Raw genomic sequence first — 19433 nt, forward strand, 5'->3', positions numbered from 1 at the left:
GCGATCGCTATATTGAATCGGCGGCTCATGGGATTTAAATTTATGGAGTTTGCAACTCCTCTATTATATGCAGCTTCATATTAAATTGGTATAAGGTGCAAATTTTGTTATGACTCAAAACAGCAGGGTTTGGTGCTGGCAGTTAAGTCTAATGAGTTCTTTAGCAATTACTGGAACATTGGACTTATCTGAGTATTGTGCCTTCGCACAGATTAAAGAGGATGTCACTCTCGGAAGTAACAGTTCAATCGTTACACGCAAGCTGATTAATGGTCAACCTACTGACCAAATCGATGGTGGGGCAATTCGTGGTACAAACTTATTTCACAGTTTTGAACAGTTTTCTGTTCTCGCTGGCAATACAGCCTACTTTAACAATGGGGCAAATATTGATAACATCGTCGCCCGCGTAACAGGCAAGTCTATTTCTAATATTAATGGCATACTTCGAGCCAACAATACAGCCAACCTCTTTCTAATTAATCCCAACGGGATTGTTTTTGGTCCCAATGCTTCTTTAAACATCGGCGGTTCATTTGTGGCAAGTACGGCGAGTACTCTGAACTTTGCCGACGGTACTAAATTTAGTGCCACAGATCCCCAAACCACACCCCTTCTGACAGTTAGTGTTCCCGTTGGCTTACAATTTGGAGCTACACCAGGAACCATCCGCAATCAATCCCAAGCAAGTCCAGGTGGCGCAATCAATGCCTTGCAAGCGCCTGTTGGTCTACAGGTGAACCCAGGTAAAACCTTAGCACTTGTAGGGGGCGATCTGGTGCTGGAGGGAGGAAATTTAACAGCAGAGGGAGGACGAATAGAGTTAGGAAGTGTTGCTCTTAATAGTCTGGTTAACATGAAGCAAATAGACCAAGGTTGGGACTTGGGATACGAAAGTGTAAAAAATTTCCAGGATATCCAAATAATTTCGCGAGATGAAATCCCTTCTTATGTAGATGTCAGTGGCGAGGGTGGAGCTAATATTCTGGTGGAAGGCAGGCGTGTGTTGTTAACTGGTTATTCACAGATTTTTGCTAATAGCCTGAGCGCTAAACTAGCAGCAAATTTGACGGTTACTGCCTCAGATACTGTACAACTAATCGGTGGTATTCCTTTGAAGGTTGGGACTGATCGTCAAGGAGGCGCTGGAAACTTAACTATCAACACTAGCAAGTTGATTGTCAGTAATGGGGCACAAGTATTTCTTGATACCTCTCTCTCCGATTCGGTGGCACAATTGACTGTGAATGCTTCTGATTCTGTGGAACTAATCGGTGGTTTATCCTTTCCAGTCTCCACTTTTTTCCCCAATGGTGCTTTTATAAGTAGCGGATTGTTTAGCGCAACTTATGATGTGGGAAATGCTGGTAACATCACGATTAATACTCAGAGGTTAAGTATCCAGCAAGGGGCACAGGTATCAACAGAGTCTGCTGGACTTAAAGATGAGAACCTATTTAAACCCGCTACGGGACAAGGAGGGAATTTGACTGTGAACGCCTCCAAGTCCATAGAATTAACTGGAACTTCACCAGATGGTAATATCCTTAGTAGCTTGTCTGCTTTAACTACAGGTTCTGGTTCGGCTGGAAATTTGGAGATCACAACGGGGCAATTGATTGTCCGAGATGGAGCTGCAATAACTGTGAGTAGTGAAATTCAAAAGGATGTCAAGTATCAAGGGGGTGTACCCAATTTAGGGAAAGCAGGTGAACTGAATATAAGCAGTGGATCTATACTTCTAGACAAAGGAACACTCACATCTAATAGTGAGTCAGGTGAAGGTGGGGATATTACGCTACAGGTGCGGGACTTATTACTGATGCGCCACAACAGTCAAATATCTACTAATGCCGGTGGTGATAATACTGGCGGTAATATTACCATCAATGCACCTAATGGCTTCCTTGTTGCCACTCCCCTCGAAAATAACGATATTACTGCCAACGCCTTCTTTGGCTCTGGTGGTAAAATCACAATCACCGCTAAGAACATCTTTGGGTTTGTGCCTCGCACTCGTGCAGATGTAGAAAAGCTTGATCTAACAGGCGAAATCAATCCGAATAACCTCCCAACAAGTGACATCACGGCATTTTCTCAGCAAAACCCTTCATTAAATGGCACTGTACAAATCAATTCACCAGATGCTGACCCCAGTAAAGGATTAGTGCAACTACCCGCAAATCTGGTTGATGCTTCACAGCAAATTGTTGCTGATTGTAGTTCTGGTGGAAAAATAGCAAGAAGTTCATTTATTACCACTGGGCGTGGAGGACTAGTAGCAGATCCCACGCAGCCACTGATAGCTGATGATGCGGTGCTGGCAGATTGGATCACACTCTCTCCAGATAGTCAGAATCGTGCTGGCGGTATTCAGAAAAGAGCGCTTGTTCAGGCGCAGCGAAACACAGAAGCAAAATCACAGAAAGTTAATTCTGTCAATGAACCTACTCAAATTGTAGAAGCCCAAGGGTGGGTTACAGATGCCAATGGGAATGTAGTTCTGGTTGCTCAAGTACCCACTGCTTCGCCCCATAACTCCTCGCTCACCGCTACATCTTGCGCTGCTCATTAGAATTTGAGCAGTTAACTTCAAGCCAAGGCGAATGGAATTCGCGGCTACACAAGCAAAGTCCGCCTCCTCGGAAATCATGAAAAATTGAGGTTTGAAACCCACGGAGATAGGTTTTACCTGTGTAGACTAACAGACGCGATTAATCGCGTCTCTCCAAACTCCCCACCTCCTAACTCGTCTCCTGAATTTGCAAACGAATAGTGTGTTCAGTCGCGCCACTAAGTTTCAATTCCATAATTTCACCACCTAGAGGTTCCAAGCAAGTGAGGAGCGATCGCAAGTTGGGTGTACTTGCGCCAGTATCCACATATAATCGATCTGCTAAATTACCGATCCGTTTCCAAGTCATGTACAATTTAGCGATGGTTTGTTCAATTTGCGATGCTTGATTGACCAAATCAGCCGCAATGCTCAAACAGCCGACTCTTTGCGCTTCTTCTAAGGCTGTTTCAATATCAACATCTTCCTGCGTTAGCGCCTGAACTTGAGCCGCCCCTTTGAGATATTTCGCCAAGTTACGCGCTTCGGTAGTTACCTGTTTCAAGGTATCCACATCAGGATTGGCAGCTATTTCCTTTTGGATAAACTTTTGGTGCGATTCTGGCAGTTTTTCCATTTCCTTCACCAGTGGGGCGATGTAGCGTGGCGGAAGGGTGTTATCTGCGGCTTTTTCTTTAACTGCTTCGGGTAATAAATCTGAGGACATGGCTGTCCATTCATCGCTGAGTTGACGGACTTCGCGCCTGGTGATGCGATCGCCTTTTTGGGCGGCTTCACTCACCATCTGTTGCACTTCTGGAGATGCTTTGGAGGTTTCGACAAATGCCCGTTTGCTGAAGTTGTTCACAGATCCGGGGTCAAGTTTACCGTCTTCAATCAGACTATCGGCACTATTGGCCAGTTGAATCCAGGAGTATGCTTGACTTTTGCTGATTTCCCGCTCTTTTAGCCATCGCAAAAAGCCAGTACCGCGCCCGTCACCACCGACTTTCTCTCTGTCGCGGATAGCGCGTAAGATTCGCCCCCGCCAGATTTCAGTTTGCAAATCAAAGCGATCGCATACCTGCCAAGCTATTTCTAGCTGCTGTTGAAAATCTGACTCTAGAATCTGTTCATCTTCTGGATCGGGCAGTTCAAAGCTGATATCGGCTGGCTGTAGTAGAGCAGCAGCAAGGTCGTTGATGGAGTCGGTGTCTTGCACGATTGATGACTAACGAGTGGATGCGATCGGCTTATTATGCCACAATCTGTGGACTCCCACTTAAGGGGGAGTACGGTATTTTGAATTACAACAAATATAGTAGGGAGGGGTAAACCACCTTTGTAAAGTCTTTAATTAATCAGAGAGAATAAAAATAAAACGATGAACCAGGTAGACTACCTCCGCATTAGCTTAATCGATCGCTGCAATTTTCGTTGTCAGTACTGTATGCCAGAGGGAGTAGAACTGGACTATATTCTCAAGCAACTGTTGTTGAGTGATGAGGAACTACTCACTTTAATTCGAGAAGTATTTATTCCAGCCGGCTTTACCCGATTTCGTTTGACTGGGGGTGAACCCTTATTGCGTCCCCATGTGGTAGATTTGGTAGGCGCGATCGCAACTCTCCCCCAAACTCAAGATATCTCAATGACCACCAACGGTTTTTTGCTGGCTCCGATGGCACAAAACCTCTACAATGCTGGGCTGCGACGAATTAATATTAGTCTAGACTCTCTTGATCCTGACATTTTCGACCAAATTATTGGTAATCAAGGGCGTTCTCGTTGGCAACAAGTTTGGCATGGCATACAAGCTGCCCACCGCGTCGGATTTGATCCACTGAAGCTGAATGTGGTGGTGATTCCTGGCGTTAATGACCACGAAATTCTAGATTTAGCCGCCCTAACAATTGACAAACAATGGCACGTTCGATTTATTGAATTTATGCCTATTGGTAATGTGCATTTATTTGGCGATCGCGGTTGGGTATCTTCAGCCGATTTACGGCAACAAATTCGCGATCGCTGGGGCTTGACAGAATCTCAAGTTTGTGGTGCTGGCCCTGCTGATGTTTTTCAAATTCCCGGTGCGAAGGGGACACTAGGATTTATTAGTCAAATGTCAGAATGTTTTTGCGATCGTTGTAACCGGATGCGCCTGAGTGCTGACGGCTGGCTGCGTCCCTGTTTATTGAATGAAACTGGTCAAATAGATTTAAAAACTGCCCTACGTTCTGGTGTCAGCACCGCTCAATTACAAGAGCAAGTCAGACATTTACTGGGAATCAAACCAGAAATTAACTTTAAAGGGCGCGATTCTGGCGTTACGGGTACATATACCCGCACCATGTCGCAAATTGGTGGTTAGTCATTGGCCATTTGTCCTTTGCAAATAACTAAGGACAAATGACTAAGGACAAATGACAATTACGCTTGTCGTGAGTAGTATTCCACCACAAGTAGTTCATTGACTTGTAGTGCCACCCATTCCCGCTCAATAACACTGTTGACTTTACCAACCAACTTATTTTTGTCAAACTCCAAATGACTGGGGAGGTTGGCCAAACCGGGATATTGCAAGTTAGCTTCCACCAACTTCCGTGATTGTGCCCGATCTCTGACCGCAATTACTTCACCCGGACGGCATTGATAGCTGGCAATATTCACCACACGACCGTTAACAGTTACGTGACCGTGATTTACCAGTTGACGAGCCGATGGAATAGTCGGAGCTATACCCAAACGGAAAACCGTATTATCCAAGCGCATTTCTAGCAATTGCAGCAGCACTTGTCCGGTAGAACCAGTCACACGTCTGGCTTTTCGCACATAGCGGAGCAATTGTTTTTCAGTCAAACCGTAGTTGAAGCGGAGCTTTTGCTTTTCCTCTAGACGGATAGCATACTCAGAGCGCTTCTTGCGGTTCTGACCATGCTGACCAGGCGGGTAAGCGCGTCTAGCGCTTTTACGAGTCAATCCTGGTAAGTCGCCCAAGCGACGGACAATTCTGAGGCGTGGTCCTCTATATCGGGACATGAGTTTCCTTAATCTAATCCTGTTTAAACTTTACACAGACATTCCATTTTGACATTCACCTGATGATAAATCAGAGGATTCTTGGTTTTGTGAGGCTGCTTACCTTGGTATGACGTATCCTACCAATGTAGAGGCATCAACTTTTTCGCCAGTTGCTTTAAGTCGGTAGAGCCGACGCACTGGCTTCCAAGCTTGAATTCCGACGTGCCCCGCCGTACTCCTGCCAATAAGTTTTTTGTGTTTATTTAGTTTCGTAGGCTACTCAATCATCAGATTGGTTTACGCAGTATTCTTACTCTGAAATACTTTTTACGTTGCCTACTTATCTTTCAAACAGTTATATTAACACAATTTTCGACATAATTAATTATATCTATAACTTTACTACCGCCGAAATTCTTTGATTACAGAGGATTTTTAAGAGATTTGAGTTAGCATAACTTTGGGTGTTTGGAGAATGGCAATGTCAATGAGCAAAAAAGTGGTTAATAAAGGTAAGAACAAACAAGGCAGTTCGACATCCAGGATTTTAACAGTACCAATTTTGGCTGTAGCTGGATGGTTGACAACAATCTTCCCTAATGTGGCTGTTGCTGCGTCCTACAGTAATGATTATAGTGTCTGTGCGGGTAGCCTTGTGAAGGCGGGTGTCACGGCAGATGCGGCATCACAAGGTTGTGCAAAGGCACTGCATCCAAGAGATTTGGCTGCTTGCGTGGTTAAAATTGAGAAGCAGACCCAAATTGCCGCGACAGATGCGCTTTCTTCTTGTGGAAAGGCCCGCCGCCCTGAAGAGTTAGCCACCTGTGTAGTCGGCGTTAGCTCAAGTACTAAGGAAGCTGTTAATCCGGCAGCTTTAGATTACTGTGGTCGTAGTTTGTTGCCCGTGCGCTTTGGTCAGTGTGTGGTTGGCTTGCGTAGTCAAATCGACCTTCCTCCTACCCAGGTTTTGGATACTTGTATTGATGCTAGTGACAGCGTAATCGGTGCTTCATCTTCGTCTACACCGCCGACTATAATTCCTACGGGATCAAGTCCAAGTATCGAGACTACCCCATTTCCAACGCAACCGGTTGTGCCAACGCAGCCGATTGTTCCGTCACAGCCACGCACTAATTAAATTACAGTGCTTTGTTAATCTGAAGCGATACTAGACAAGGGGCTTAAGCCCCTTGTTAAAGATAGACAAACTTCCGCTACATTTTAAGCTGTTACGTATACAACTTGTATTATCAGGTCGGGTAAGATGCCATTGGTATCAAGTTAAGAAAAATAGAATTTGGTCAAGTGGGTAAAACTTTCTCCCTCATCTCCCTCATCGGAATACACAGGATACGGGAAACTCAGTCACTTTCAGTGCTGAGAGGGAAGCGGCACGAGCGAACGCCACTTGCGACAACGCGGGGAACCCGCGCAACGCAGTGGCTCCTTCAGTTGTGGTAAAATCAAAACGTGAGTAAGAACAAAAACATCTACGTGTTGAAGCATCCTAGTATCGGAGAAATCCCGACTCCCGTGAAACAACGGTTAGGTTAAAGTCCTAACGGCAGTATGACAAGAAAGAGTGAACAATGGCAGGTTGTAGAGCGTACCGCGATTTGGCTTAGTGATGAATTCTGAAAGCATTGGAAACAATAAAAGTAAACGCGATTACAACATCGGTAGTCTCGGTAGTTGATATGAAGTGTTTAGGCGGCGTTTGACGGTCGCAGCGAGAGTTTTACTCTGTCCGCAGTTTCTCAGCGTCTTTAGACCTGAGAGTGTCAAATCACTCACCTCCCTCGTCTAGATATATGGACAGGTGAACCGAAAGGTTCTACAATTTGACTGATTGCGGTAAATTTACCTATTGCCCAATCCATATAAGCATAGTAAAGATTTTCTAGTGATTGCGCTTAATTGCAGAATCACTAAATTAATATAAGAAAGTCTTTAAGTAAGAGCAGCAAAGAAATGGATGTAAAGCTGATTCTAGCTGGATTAACAGTTATCTTTACGCTTTCGTGCTTATTTTTTGGCACGAAAAATGGATTCTATGATTCAGATAACTATCACGGTAATGGTTCCGCACATTGAGATAAGTCTGTAGACACTTGGGCGACTTCCCGTAGGGTGAGTTGGCTAAGATAGCTCAGAACTTGCATAGGGAAAATAAACAAGAGCCAAAGGAGTTTAGTTCCTAGCTTGATTGCTTCTCATTAGCCCACCTTTCCGAACCAGCGCGGGTTCGGTGGAGGCGTCCTCCCCAGTCAAAAATCTGTATTCTCAGGGTGTAGGGGCGCACGATAAAACTTACCCCTAAGTCACAAAACCAAAATTTTTGTAACTTTTGGCTTTTGGCATATGTCCATGATGATGAGGTTTGAGGGGAGGAGAGCATGAGGAATAATCTGTCGGCATCTTCTCGCGTAGATGCTGCGGAAGCGAGTAGTGAATTAGAATGTTTGCCCTATAGTGTCCAGCATGACAACGAGGGCGTGTGTTTATTGGTGAAGATGGGGCCACACCGCATCCTGTTGGATTGTGGTTTGGAGGATATTTCATCACTGGCTAAGGGGCTTACTAAGTCGCTACCAGCAGATTTAGTTTTGATTAGTCACGCCCACCCAGATCACGCCAGAGGTTTGCTGGCACTGCATAAAGCTTTTCCCAAGTTACCTATTTATAGTAGCGAAGTAACCAGCAAGTTACTGCCTCTGAATTGGCTAGACGAAGACCCTGAGGAGATTTCCAAATTTTGCCATGCCTTGCCATTGCGATCGCCTGTGGAATTGCAAGATGGTCTAGTGGCAGAATTATTTCCCGCAGGGCATCTACCAGGGGCAGTGGCAATTCTGCTTACCTACACCACTCAGCAGCGTAGTTACAAGCTACTGTATACAGGTGACTTTTTTCTATCCAACTCCCGGCTAGTAGAAGGTTTGCGTTTAGAGGAACTGCGGGGCTTAGACTTGGATGTGCTAATTATTGAAGGTAGTTATGGCACATCCCGTCATCCTCACCGCCGCAACCAAGAAAATCAACTAGCCGAGCGAATTAATCGCGCCATCGCCGATCATTGTTCTGTAATCCTTCCTACCCCAGCTTTAGGATTGGGTCAAGAATTATTAATGCTTTTGCGATCGCATCACCACTTCACCGGACGAGATTTAGATATCTGGGTAGATGGTGCTGTCGCCACTGGCTGTGATGCATATCTAGAACTGTTACCCCATCTCCCTCCATCCGTGCAGAACTTCGCCCGCCATCAACCCTTATTTTGGGATGAACGGGTGCGTCCCCGCGTGCGTCGTTTACAATCAGAACATCGTCCCACAGTGGGTAAGTCACCTTGTATTGTCCTCACTGACTCGACATCTGATTTAGGTGAACATTGCCAATTAGACACTGGACCTTGGCTGATTCTCCTACCAGAAAAAATTGATATAAAAGTTAACAAAGAATATTTAGCACCCAATACTGTTGAAAGCTATCTCTTAGCTCAACATAGTGATGGTCCTGGTACTACGCAGCTAATTCATAATTTGCGACCCCAGCACGTCATTTTTGTCCACGGTTCGCCTGCTTACTTGGCAGACTTGACTAGCTTAGAGGAGTTGCAAAACCGCTACCATGTACATTCCCCGGCGGCTGACACTTTAGTAGAACTGCCTATCGGCGATACGTTTTTACAACCAGCAGCGCCAGAGACTAACTACGAAGGGGAACTGACAGAGTTGGGAACAGTAATCACAATCACCCTAGCTGATGTGATTACTGCTGATCCGCGTTGGCGGCAATTTGCTGATACTGGTTTGATCGAAGCTCGTTGGCAAGGGGAAGAATTAGTATTAAGGGGATTGTCTCAACGAGAACTGCTCAACCAAAATAGCGATCGCTATACATGGACAGATGTAGACTGTTGTGGTACCTGCCGGCATCAAAGGGGGCAGAGGTGTTGGAACCCAGCTTCCCCGTTGTATAACTTTAAGGTAACTCTCGAAGGTTACTGTCCTGCCTTTGAAGGTCTAAATGATAGTCAATAGTCATCAGTCCGATGCCCTTTGTCATTTTTAACTAATGACTAATGACCAATGACTAATGACCAATGACTAATTATTCAGGATTCGAGTCAGTGTAACGGTTGTGGATGCGCTCTGCTTCGGGACAATCTTCAGTCATCAGAGGTTCCACATTCCCGCGTGGTACTGAAGCCAATTTTTGGGTTACAGCACCAATGCTCTCGAGGCGAACCATTTCTTCCCAAGAACAAACTTCGTCCTCTTCTTCTGTTTCATAGCGTAGGGTCACTAAATCTCCCTCTATGTCGATAATGCGGGCGCGTTCAATCCAGCGTTGCTGGTCCCGCAAGAAAACACATACCTCGCGCCCATCGCAACACAGTTGATAAATCTTGCGGTGTAGCATGTATTGTTTCTGCCTTTTTAAACAACGTAGTTAAACCTGTCAAAATCTGGGTTCTACCCCATTACATTACACCTTTAAGAGGTTAATTTCACTGTTGAGAACAACTACGCTTCATCACCCAATCCCAAGATTTGCTTCTAGTTGTCAAAATATCGGGAAATGTTGGGTCATCAAGAAATCGTTGCTCTCGCAATGAACTTAATCTCCTTCCGGCTCGTTCTAGGGAATGTTTGCTTTATAGAAGTCAAACAATTCGGTACCTGTCCTAACCAGGTTCATATTCGTTGCTGAGTCATTCTTACCATTATGTAATAAAGAATACTCCAAAATAATCGTTGATTGCGGTTGTTTAACTTGCCTACTTTTAGTCATTGGCATTACTGGGAAGTCTGGGGACTTGGCTTTAGTTTTACCCACTTGTATCTGATCTTAACTCATTCTCTTGCTGACCTTCATGGTTTTCAGCAACAACACCCAAAGAGTTTTGAGTTTTTAAGGTTTTTACCTGCTCATGACTAAGAAAAAGTTGACGGAGTAGGGAAAGAGGCAGAGGGGAAAGACCATGAGGAAATTTGCCTCTGCTTCTGCTGTGGCATTCGTGAGAGGTTAAGGTCAGATACCCTTTGTCAATAAGCAATAGTACTTAAGATGTTGCTAAAATCGGGGTTAGAAACAGAATTTTTGATCGGGCGATGCCTAGGTTGGGCTACGCCTACGCGTCATCTTGATACGCATCATTTCTTCTTAACCCATAATTCCAGTACACGACTTAAATTAATACCTCGACTCTTTCCACATTTTAGGCATAATTTCTAATTGACAAAAGTAAGATTATCTTAACCTCTCACCGATGCTCCTGTGGTAATCTTAAGAGGATTTATTGGGTAGGGGAAATTCCATAAGCACGTTCGATGAGGATGCTTCTCGTTTAATTTTACCTGTGCGAACTGCATCGTATAGGGCTGCGATGTCTGGCAAATCCTCTGACTGATAGCATTTAGTGGCTAGCACTTGCTGGAGTAAACCCTCAGATTCAACACTAAGATATCCAGTTTGGAAAGCAGATTCAACGAGTGTGCGAATCATCTTGATTAGGGCAGAGTAAACAATTTATTATGTCAAGTGTGGAACATTTTTCTCTGCTTTTAATTGATATGGAACGTTAGTATCATGTGATTATAGTTACATGATATTAGTGATTTATATCACAGAAATGAGCCAATATATTAGCTATATGTGATCTATCGAGGAATACACTTATATAATTAAATACAAGATTATTCAGTATTAATATTTATAATCTAGATGATTTAACAATATTAAAGATGTCAAAAAACTTTTAGGCAAGCATCCAAAAAATATAGTTAAACATGGGCAATCAAGCAAAAAACTGGCGGAAATCTTCATCCTTCTGACTTAATTGCACCCAATCTAGTTTTAAGGACTGGAATTTTTGCACCAAGCGATCGCAAGCTGGACGTTCGGTAGCGTAATGTCCAGCATCGATTAAAATGAGATTGCAATCGCGGCTTTCTTGAAACTGATGGAATTTACAGTCAGAAGTCAGATAAGCTTGGGCACCAGTTTTGGCGACGGCTGAGATGTAACTAGCCCCCGAACCACCCAAAACGGCAACTCGTGAGATTTTTTGCTGTAAATCAGCACTTGGGGAAAAAATCAAATTAGGGGGAGCAAGTCGGGTTTGAATGGTTGCGAGTAATTCCTGTAATGTCAGAAATGGCTCTAGCAAACCAACGCGACCATATCCTAATCCTCCTTGTGTAGGTACTATGGGAGTAACTTCTTTGAGTTCTAAAATCTGAGCCAAAACGTCAGCAGTCCCATCCTGCACTTGGTCGAAATTCGTGTGGGCGCTGTAAATACCAATATTCTGGGTAAAGGCTAACCTTAGCATTTCGGCGATCGCTTCACCAGTGCGTAAAGATTTGAGAGGATTAAAAATTAAAGGATGATGGGCAAATATCAGATTAGCATCAAGAGCGATCGCTTCCTGCATTACCGCCAAAGTTGGAGTCAAACACACCAAAACCCGTGCTTTTCGGTGCAAAATTCCTGGCTCAATTTGCCAGCCACAATTATCCCAGCTTTCACACCAAGCGGGATTTGCCCATGCTTCAAACCAAGTAATTAAATCGGCAATTTTCATGATTATTTTCTTCAGCAATTTTTAATTGCTAATCAGTGTCTCTGTGGTTTAATATCTAATTTTAATGCCAATTGCTGACGCATTTCTTGGAAAGGTTTATTCCATACAGGACTAGCATTCCAGTTCCATACTGCTACTGGAATAAGTTGTTCTTCAGCAAGATAAGTTAGCAGACGGTATTCATCTTCTGGTTCACGAGAAAAGGTAAAGGGGTTGCGGTAGCCCGTCTCACACAGTTTATAAGATATAACCTGACCATGATTAATACGTTGTAAAAGTTCTTTACCTTTAGCGAGCAAATAATCAAAAAAAACTAGGCTAAAAGGTTCTACGTGGGCGCGATTTTGCGGCTCTTTTTGTACCCATCTTGCCCACTCAAATCCATACATAAAATCATGAACATAACGGAAGCGAATTTCTGTTTTATTTCCGAACATCTTCGTCAGACAAACCATCTTTTCAGCAAAAACTTTTAAGAATGGAACAGCGCCCTCATCTGCAATTAAAGCCTGTCTAAGCATACTACTTACAAGAAAATCAAAATCCCAGAAGATGTTTTCTGGGAAGTTTTGCAACTGAGTACGGACTATGATTTCGAGAATTTGTTGAATGGTTGTGAGGACTTGAACATCGGTGTTTTGTTCAGCAATCAAATTTCCCAATTCTGCAAAGCTGGTAATTAATGTCTTTTGGGGACTAAGTGACAATAAATTAACAGACTGCTGGGCAAGGATTTCATCAATAAATTGAAAAGTATGAGTGGATGTCAGTTTTTGCTTCATAGTAATCTAAATACCCCAAAAAACTTACACTAAATATTAGTGTAAATCGGATTTATTAGATCATTTAATAATTACAAATAAACTTAACTTTTAAAAATAAAACTTGAGAAATATCTATCCAGATATGTGAATAATCAATTCTCTAGAATGACTACTTTGCCGATGTTCCCAAACATAAATTGCCTGCCAAGTTCCCAGTACGAGATGACCACGATTAATGGGGATATGTTCAGAAGTGTGGGTGAGTGCGGTACGAATGTGTGCTGGCATATCATCGGGACCTTCTGCATCGTGGATGTATTTGCCTGATTCGGGAACAAGTTTTGCCATAAAGTTAGCTAAATCCACAAGAACATCAGGATCGGCATTTTCTTGGATGACTAAGCTGGCTGAAGTATGGCGTAAAAATAAAGTACAAAGACCAGTCTCAACTCCCGATTCTGCAACTGCGGCTTGAATTTTGGTAGTGATGTTGTAAAAAGATTTGCCAGTGGTAGAAATTTTTAGTAACTTTTGGTAGTGAGTCATTTAAAACAGTAATTATTGATGACAGTAAAAGATAATTAGCAGTTCAATCTGCTTGATTTGGTTGTTGTTCTGCCGTTGGCTGATTGCTTGACTGAGTATGTCTTCTCCTAAGGAGGCTTAACACAGCATTTACAGAATTTTTGAGAAAATCGGGGATGATCGGTGTGTTAGGCAGATTGTGAGACAAAGCTGTAATGTTAGCCATATCTGGCTCTGGCAGTTGTAAACTTTCTTTAGAGGATGTTGTCTCGTTCTGGTTGGTATTCATAGTTTTTGTAGTTCAGGAATGAAATAAACTGTTACTTGATGTAGCAAGGCAACAAAGGCGATCCCCGCAGTCACAAAAGTAGCATACCTCAAGGATTGAGAAATATCCTCTACTTGCTTCTGATTTTAATTATAAGTCTCTCTCAAGTTAACTAACATCTGTGACTGGTATTCTTGAGGTGAAAACTTCAAATATTTATTCTGAAAATCGTCAGTTTGTAGGTTGGGAGTGACAAAAAATTTGCGTGGTAATAAAGCCCGTATTAGTAGCATGAAGTTGAAAAGCAGTAACAATATTTCTACTATACTGAAAAGACTAAATATTGTAATCAGTCTAGATATTGTTAGGAAACTTAATAATGCAGTGTTTGTGACAAATAAGATGTTCATCTGAGTGATTAAAACTTGACGTTCTTCCTTTTGCCTTTCAATTACTCGACGCACGTCTTGCGCGGCTAATTCTAGAGTTTCTTTATCTATTATTGGAGATTCCATTATTAATTCACGTTGTGTTGAATAACTTTATTTCGTCTGTAAATAATTAAGAACAGCTTTAGCGATGGCTTCATTACCATCTTTAGCAATTGGTTGAGATTGCTTTGGTGGTTGGGGTAACTCATAAAGAAAATCCCAAGTCCCTTGAAAAAACTCAGATGGGGTAATGATTTGATGCTGATTATAATTAGTTATGCCTTCTAGTATAAAAGTTGCTTCCGCAAAATCCTCACGCGGTATGGTAACAATTGGTACTCCTAGTAGCGTGGCCTCAGAAAAAGTGCCGTAACCAGGTTTAGAGACGACTCGCCCACAAATAGGCATAAAATCTACAGGGCGGTATTTGCGGTCATCAATTTTCACTAAATTAGGTAAATCAGGCGCAGATTGATCAAAGACGATAAATTGCCAATCTGGAAATTGCCTCAGGTTATCATAAGGGATTTGCTGTAAACCCAAGCCGCCAAAGGTCAACAAAATAGTTTTTTCGACTGGTGCAGTTATTCCCCAAAGAGAACGTAAATCATCAGCAGAGTGACGGGGGGAACCGCCTGTTAAGCCAACATCTGTGATATTGTTAAAAGCTGGCATTGGTTCGTGGAAAGGGAGACGAAACAGGCGATCGCACTTTGAGTACCAATCACTAATCCAATCTGCAATTGCGGTAAATTCACCTCCCCAATCCCGGTAGATCAAGTCCCAGCCAAAATTACTCATCATCCAGCAGGGAATATTTGCAGCTTTGGCAAACCCAGGAGCGAGGAAGGGAATATCTGCCAAGATGAGATTAACGCGATTTTGGCGGATAAAATTCACTTCTGAGGCAATCAGCGAATTTTGATGCTTCTTAATATCCAGCAACTTTTCTAAAGTCGTGACTTTATCCATTGTCAAACTATCGGTTTGCACCACACCCAAATCAAATGCACGGGGACGATAGATAAAATCACCTTGTATATAACACTCTAGCAACCAGCGTGGAGCAGTGGTAACAAGAATTAGCAGAACTTCTGGACATAACTTTTGAATTGTCGCAGCTACAGAAGCCGTGCGGGTAGCGTGACCAAAGCCGTGGTTAGTTATGGGTAAGTATAAGATTGGGCGTTCCATTTTAGAGTTAGGAGTGAGGAGTTAGGAGTTAGGAGTTATAATTTTCAGACTGATAACTTATAACTCCTATAGCGGTTCTCAATTGCATGAAGTACAGACCTAACCCCCAGCCCCTTCCCTGTGTTCGCGTAGCGGCACGAAGTGCGGGAAGGGGATCAAGATTCAAAGTCTCTCTCCTTTTAGGAGAGAGGTTTGGAGAGAGGTCAAAATGTATTGCATACAAACGAAAAGCCCTATAACTTTTAATTAATTTTGCAAAAACTTTGAATTGCCTCAACCAATAGGTCGATTTCCGATTCTAAAGTAAAGTAGTGGATGGTGACGCGTATACAGCTAGGATCGGCAATTGTCCGAGTTAATATGTTTTGTGAGTCTAAAAATTGCACCAATTTCAAATAAGCTTGGGGTTGATTATTTTCAAGTTGGAAGGACACTATACCGCTTTCGGGTGGGGAAGTTCGCAAACATTTAATATTGGGTAACACCGTCAATTGTCGCCAGAGGTATTCACTGTTATGGCAAATTTGCTCGTAACGTTCCTGTGACGTTCCCCATTGCTGATGAATTGCGATCGCTTCCTTCAACCCAACATACAACGGATAAGCTAATGTAGACACTTCGTATCGTCGCCCATCTGGAAGCCAATCCACAGGCTGAGATTGACTATCCACAATAATGCCATTCAAGCCAATAAACGTAGGTTTCAGGCTTTCTCGTGCTTCTGGGCGGACATACAAACCACCAGCACCCGCAGGGCCACACAACCATTTATGACCAGTGAAAGCATAAAAATCTGCTCCCAACTCAGTTAAGTTTAAAGGCAATAAACCAGCAGATTGGGCAGCATCTATTAATAGTGCAGAATGATTATTTCTGCATACTTCAGCAATTTTATCAAGAGGTAAAACTTGACCAGTATTCCAGAAAACATGACTCAAGATCACTAGGCGGGTATTGGAGCGTAAATGCTGGGCAATAACTTCTACCGGGTCGCCCTCATTTAAAGTTATCTTTAAGGGACAGGTGGTAACTTCCACAGTGAATCTTCGGGAGATTTCCTGCGCTGTCGCAATTACGCCTGGATGTTCGCAGTCTGAGAGTAGCAGATGGTCGCCAGCACGCCACTCAATGCCCCACATAGCGATATTACAGCCAACAGTGACATTTTGGGTGAGGGTAATTGTTTCAGATGGTGCGTGTAATTCCGAAGCGATCGCAACTCTAGCGGCTTGAGTCTGGGGCGCTATCCAGCGATACGCCTCATTCCCAAAGGGGCCTATTTGCTGAATATGAGCTTGAGTTTGGGTCATAGCATCCATTGCCCTTTGGGGCATCGGTCCTTGTCCCCCATAATTGAAATAAGTCTTATTCGCTAAAGCGGGAAATTGCTCTCGATGGCTATGCAACCTGGTTTGGGCGACAGAAATACTAGTCATAATTCACAAGAAATGTCTGCTGTTTGCTGGCTAATAAAAGGTATTTGTACTTTGTGCTAGGAGCAACGCTAAAAATACGGATGAGATTAAGCCCTCGCTGCCAAATTTCATCTCGTAATCAGTAACGATAAATGCTCTGTGACTTTTTGTGCTAGATTTTTGGCTGTTTGAGAAATAATCAGATGGTGTTTGAACTCTGATGCATGACGCCAGGGATTAGCCTTGCGATCTGGATCAGACTCGTAACGGGGGAAGAGATGCCAATGAATATGTGGCTCACCATTTCCATAACATGCATAATTCATTTTCCAGGGACTAAAAGCGTTAACAATAGCTTTTCCCGCCAGCATCACCTCTTGAAATAGGGCAGACTGCATATAGCGGTTCCAATTCAGATGAAGTACAATATTATACCGCAAGGTGTAGGGGCACGGCAGTGCCGTGCCCCTACGGGTGTACCTTACTAGGTCGGAAAATTCTATAGGTGGGGGAAGTTCATGCAACTCTCTAATATGTTTTTTCAGAAGGATGAGGGAGTATCCGCGATGAAACTGATGATCGCCAATCACAAAGATTGAATGCTCGAATTCGTGGATCAAGTAGGGATTCTGACCGTTTCTCCAAAGTGTGACACGCTCACAGATCAGACACGGCTCATGTTGTTCTGTCATATACCCTTGTAATAATGGATAAACCGTGCTTGTGTTACTCTCCCTCAGTTGTAACTTGCGAGAAAAGCAAACACTTGTGCTGTTTACACCAATAGCTAGCTGTTGACAGTATAGAATAAACGGCAAATTAGGTGTGGACGCGTTGACGTAGCCCAACCGTACCCGGTACGCCAGGGGCGAACGGGAAGCAAGCTACGCGTAGCGTCTCGCAGAGAAGGTATCGCCACTTCAAAACTTTAATTGTCTGAATTACTCCCAGAGTGTGCTAATTCTTGTTAACTTAAAGAAATGCTAATTAATGCTGAACTCCTACTGCAATACCAACGCTGTAAACGCCGGCCTTTTCTAGATATCCACGGTGACAAAAGTCAGCGCGATGCTCCCAATGAGTTGCTACGGAAACTGCAACAGGACAAAATCGCTCATCAACTGAGTGCTTTGGCACAGGTGACTTATCATCAACCAGATTATTCTTATGGAAACTGGGAAAAGGCAGAGAAGGCAACTTTAGAATTGATGCAGCGTGGGGTTGAGTACATCTATAAGGGAGTGCTGTTAGCAACTTATTCGGAAGCAGACACCCTGCTAAGTCGTCCAGATTTACTCGTGAAACAACCAGGACAATCTGATTTTGGAGATTGGATCTACGTCCCGGCTAGTATTGAACTGGGTAAGCGCCCTAAGCAAGAATATCAAGTTGTCGCTGCATTTCATGCCCAAGTGTTGGCAACAGTGCAGGGAGTTGCACCTGAAACAGCTTCGCTCATATTGCGAACCAAAAATACAAGTTATGCGGTGGATCTGTTTAAATGGATGCCACGGATGCAGCAGATTCTAGAGGAGTTTATTCAAGTTTTAGAGTTACCGAATCCGCCAGAGGTGTTTATTGCTCGACAAAAGTGTAATCTTTGCCATTGGTATAGTGAATGTCATGCGATCGCTCAATCTGAAAAACATCTCTCACTGTTACCAGGCGTAACACCCATTCGCTACACTCAACTTCAAGCCTTAGCCATCACCACACTGGAATCTCTCGCTAACACCAGTCCCAGCACCTTAGAAAACCTCCTTGGTTTTGACACCGAAGTAGCGCCCAAGCTAGTAGTGCAAGCTCAATCTGCACTAGAAAAACGGCCTTTAATTTTACCATATCCGCTACCAATAAAAGATATTACATTCACAGCACCCATAGAAATTTATTTTGATATTGAAGCCCAGCCAGACTTAGATTTAGATTATCTCTTAGGGGTTTTGGTTGTTGATAGACTTGCCAACACAGAACAGTTTTATTCGTTTTTAGCAGACAAACCAGAAGATGAAGAATTAGTTTGGCAGCAATTTTTGGATTTGGTTTGGCAATATCCCGAAGCGCCAATTTATCATTTTTGTGCTTACGAATTTGATACAGTCAAACGGCTAGCAAAGCTATACCATACTCCGCACTCCTTAGTGCGTCCTGTACTGAATCGATTTGTGGATGTGTATGAGCAATTAACCCAAAGTGTAGCATTGCCCGTAGAAAGTTATGCCCTAAAAGCGATCGCTCGTTGGTTAGGATTTGAGTGGCGGGAAAAAGAAGCTAGTGGTGCCAAATGTATTTACTGGTATGATCAGTGGCTAGAAACAGGCGATCGCACCTTACTAGAAATTATCCAAAGCTACAACGAAGATGACTGTCGCGCCACCCATAAAGTCAAAGATTGGCTTGTCAACTTTTTTCAAGATGAATATGGTTTGCGACTAGCTTAATGAGTTCTGAGATCGACTCCAGTCAAGTCACATTTTCCACTAGCCATAATACCCTACTCTCCTTTGGAATCCTCTACAAAATTGCTTATCTTACTTCTCCCAAAAATCGAGATTTGGGAGTTGTTAAATATCAACCCAAATCTCGACAGCGAGACACTTTGGACTTATCTCCACACCCCACTTGACATTTTGGCGATCGCTTTAAGTTGTCACCAATAGTCTGAGACT

Annotated in this window: 17 protein-coding genes; 5 read left to right on the top strand and 12 right to left on the bottom strand. The window is 43.3% G+C overall.

Translation table 11 applies throughout. From position 1 onward, the window contains the following. Positions 1-109: 109 nt before the first annotated feature. A complete protein-coding gene (locus V7K97_RS30830; protein ID WP_334804772.1) occupies positions 110-2575 on the top strand; it encodes a two-partner secretion domain-containing protein in 2466 nt (821 codons plus the stop codon). A 169-nt stretch (positions 2576-2744) separates the two neighbouring features. On the opposite strand, the gene V7K97_RS30835 is transcribed toward V7K97_RS30830, so the two are convergent. Beyond that, on the bottom strand, positions 2745-3776 hold the full coding sequence (locus V7K97_RS30835; RefSeq protein ID WP_334804773.1) for a hypothetical protein: 1032 nt from the start codon (positions 3774-3776) through the stop codon (positions 2745-2747). A 162-nt stretch (positions 3777-3938) separates the two neighbouring features. On the opposite strand from V7K97_RS30835, the gene moaA reads away from it, so the two are divergent. After that, entirely contained in the window at positions 3939-4925 is a 987-nt protein-coding gene (moaA, locus tag V7K97_RS30840) for a GTP 3',8-cyclase MoaA (RefSeq protein WP_334804774.1), read from the top strand. A 59-nt stretch (positions 4926-4984) separates the two neighbouring features. Here the strand turns inward: moaA and rpsD are convergent, their stop codons facing one another. Further along, the gene (rpsD, locus tag V7K97_RS30845; protein ID WP_334804775.1) at positions 4985-5593 is read right to left on the bottom strand and encodes a 30S ribosomal protein S4; all 609 of its coding nucleotides are present in this window, start codon (positions 5591-5593) and stop codon (positions 4985-4987) included. Positions 5594-6056: 463 nt separating this feature from the next. Here rpsD and V7K97_RS30850 point away from each other — a divergent pair, with 463 nt between their 5' ends. Continuing rightward, positions 6057-6713 carry a hypothetical protein gene (locus tag V7K97_RS30850; protein WP_334804776.1) on the top strand — a complete coding sequence of 219 codons (657 nt, stop codon included), beginning with the start codon at positions 6057-6059 and terminating at the stop codon, positions 6711-6713. 1258 nt (positions 6714-7971) lie between these two features. After that, the gene (locus V7K97_RS30855) at positions 7972-9618 is read left to right on the top strand and encodes an MBL fold metallo-hydrolase (RefSeq protein ID WP_334804777.1); all 1647 of its coding nucleotides are present in this window, start codon (positions 7972-7974) and stop codon (positions 9616-9618) included. Between the two features lie 70 nt (positions 9619-9688). On the opposite strand, the gene V7K97_RS30860 is transcribed toward V7K97_RS30855, so the two are convergent. The 10 genes from V7K97_RS30860 to V7K97_RS30905 form a co-directional block, all read right to left on the bottom strand. Then, positions 9689-10000 carry a DUF6679 family protein gene (locus tag V7K97_RS30860; RefSeq protein ID WP_012408115.1) on the bottom strand — a complete coding sequence of 104 codons (312 nt, stop codon included), beginning with the start codon at positions 9998-10000 and terminating at the stop codon, positions 9689-9691. 867 nt (positions 10001-10867) lie between these two features. Then, the gene (locus V7K97_RS30865; RefSeq protein WP_334804778.1) at positions 10868-11086 is read right to left on the bottom strand and encodes a hypothetical protein; all 219 of its coding nucleotides are present in this window, start codon (positions 11084-11086) and stop codon (positions 10868-10870) included. A 292-nt stretch (positions 11087-11378) separates the two neighbouring features. Continuing rightward, positions 11379-12167 (bottom strand): Nif3-like dinuclear metal center hexameric protein, encoded by a 789-nt coding sequence (locus V7K97_RS30870; protein WP_334804779.1) that lies wholly within the window; start codon positions 12165-12167, stop codon positions 11379-11381. A 32-nt stretch (positions 12168-12199) separates the two neighbouring features. Then, the gene (locus V7K97_RS30875; protein WP_334804780.1) at positions 12200-12949 is read right to left on the bottom strand and encodes a hypothetical protein; all 750 of its coding nucleotides are present in this window, start codon (positions 12947-12949) and stop codon (positions 12200-12202) included. A 114-nt stretch (positions 12950-13063) separates the two neighbouring features. Continuing rightward, positions 13064-13477 (bottom strand): secondary thiamine-phosphate synthase enzyme YjbQ, encoded by a 414-nt coding sequence (locus tag V7K97_RS30880; RefSeq protein ID WP_334804781.1) that lies wholly within the window; start codon positions 13475-13477, stop codon positions 13064-13066. Positions 13478-13520: 43 nt separating this feature from the next. After that, positions 13521-13745 carry a hypothetical protein gene (locus tag V7K97_RS30885; protein WP_334804782.1) on the bottom strand — a complete coding sequence of 75 codons (225 nt, stop codon included), beginning with the start codon at positions 13743-13745 and terminating at the stop codon, positions 13521-13523. A 125-nt stretch (positions 13746-13870) separates the two neighbouring features. Then, on the bottom strand, positions 13871-14239 hold the full coding sequence (locus tag V7K97_RS30890; protein WP_334804783.1) for a hypothetical protein: 369 nt from the start codon (positions 14237-14239) through the stop codon (positions 13871-13873). A 27-nt stretch (positions 14240-14266) separates the two neighbouring features. Beyond that, positions 14267-15349, bottom strand: coding sequence for a glycosyl transferase (locus tag V7K97_RS30895; protein WP_334804784.1), 1083 nt, complete (start codon positions 15347-15349; stop codon positions 14267-14269). 242 nt (positions 15350-15591) lie between these two features. Continuing rightward, positions 15592-16785, bottom strand: coding sequence for an aminotransferase class V-fold PLP-dependent enzyme (locus V7K97_RS30900; protein WP_334804785.1), 1194 nt, complete (start codon positions 16783-16785; stop codon positions 15592-15594). A 107-nt stretch (positions 16786-16892) separates the two neighbouring features. Continuing rightward, positions 16893-17456 carry an HIT family protein gene (locus V7K97_RS30905; RefSeq protein ID WP_334804787.1) on the bottom strand — a complete coding sequence of 188 codons (564 nt, stop codon included), beginning with the start codon at positions 17454-17456 and terminating at the stop codon, positions 16893-16895. A gap of 288 nt (positions 17457-17744) precedes the next feature. Here V7K97_RS30905 and V7K97_RS30910 point away from each other — a divergent pair, with 288 nt between their 5' ends. Then, on the top strand, positions 17745-19205 hold the full coding sequence (locus V7K97_RS30910) for a TM0106 family RecB-like putative nuclease (RefSeq protein WP_334804788.1): 1461 nt from the start codon (positions 17745-17747) through the stop codon (positions 19203-19205). The last annotated feature ends 228 nt before the right edge of the window (positions 19206-19433 follow it).

The organism is Nostoc sp. (genome assembly GCF_036917815.1).
Lineage (GTDB): Bacteria > Cyanobacteriota > Cyanobacteriia > Cyanobacteriales > Nostocaceae > Nostoc.

What these genes read in the sequence shown, in the direction of transcription:
- V7K97_RS30830 (WP_334804772.1), top strand. Translation starts at nt 110, where the DNA reads ATGACTCAAAACAGCAGGGTTTGGTGCTGGCAGTTAAGTCTAATGAGT.
- moaA (WP_334804774.1), top strand. Translation starts at nt 3,939, where the DNA reads ATGAACCAGGTAGACTACCTCCGCATTAGCTTAATCGATCGCTGCAAT.
- rpsD (WP_334804775.1), bottom strand. Translation starts at nt 5,593, where the DNA reads ATGTCCCGATATAGAGGACCACGCCTCAGAATTGTCCGTCGCTTGGGC.
- V7K97_RS30850 (WP_334804776.1), top strand. Translation starts at nt 6,057, where the DNA reads ATGTCAATGAGCAAAAAAGTGGTTAATAAAGGTAAGAACAAACAAGGC.
- V7K97_RS30855 (WP_334804777.1), top strand. Translation starts at nt 7,972, where the DNA reads ATGAGGAATAATCTGTCGGCATCTTCTCGCGTAGATGCTGCGGAAGCG.
- V7K97_RS30860 (WP_012408115.1), bottom strand. Translation starts at nt 10,000, where the DNA reads ATGCTACACCGCAAGATTTATCAACTGTGTTGCGATGGGCGCGAGGTA.
- V7K97_RS30865 (WP_334804778.1), bottom strand. Translation starts at nt 11,086, where the DNA reads ATGATTCGCACACTCGTTGAATCTGCTTTCCAAACTGGATATCTTAGT.
- V7K97_RS30870 (WP_334804779.1), bottom strand. Translation starts at nt 12,167, where the DNA reads ATGAAAATTGCCGATTTAATTACTTGGTTTGAAGCATGGGCAAATCCC.
- V7K97_RS30875 (WP_334804780.1), bottom strand. Translation starts at nt 12,949, where the DNA reads ATGAAGCAAAAACTGACATCCACTCATACTTTTCAATTTATTGATGAA.
- V7K97_RS30880 (WP_334804781.1), bottom strand. Translation starts at nt 13,477, where the DNA reads ATGACTCACTACCAAAAGTTACTAAAAATTTCTACCACTGGCAAATCT.
- V7K97_RS30885 (WP_334804782.1), bottom strand. Translation starts at nt 13,745, where the DNA reads ATGAATACCAACCAGAACGAGACAACATCCTCTAAAGAAAGTTTACAA.
- V7K97_RS30890 (WP_334804783.1), bottom strand. Translation starts at nt 14,239, where the DNA reads ATGGAATCTCCAATAATAGATAAAGAAACTCTAGAATTAGCCGCGCAA.
- V7K97_RS30895 (WP_334804784.1), bottom strand. Translation starts at nt 15,349, where the DNA reads ATGGAACGCCCAATCTTATACTTACCCATAACTAACCACGGCTTTGGT.
- V7K97_RS30900 (WP_334804785.1), bottom strand. Translation starts at nt 16,785, where the DNA reads ATGACTAGTATTTCTGTCGCCCAAACCAGGTTGCATAGCCATCGAGAG.
- V7K97_RS30905 (WP_334804787.1), bottom strand. Translation starts at nt 17,456, where the DNA reads ATGACAGAACAACATGAGCCGTGTCTGATCTGTGAGCGTGTCACACTT.
- V7K97_RS30910 (WP_334804788.1), top strand. Translation starts at nt 17,745, where the DNA reads ATGCTAATTAATGCTGAACTCCTACTGCAATACCAACGCTGTAAACGC.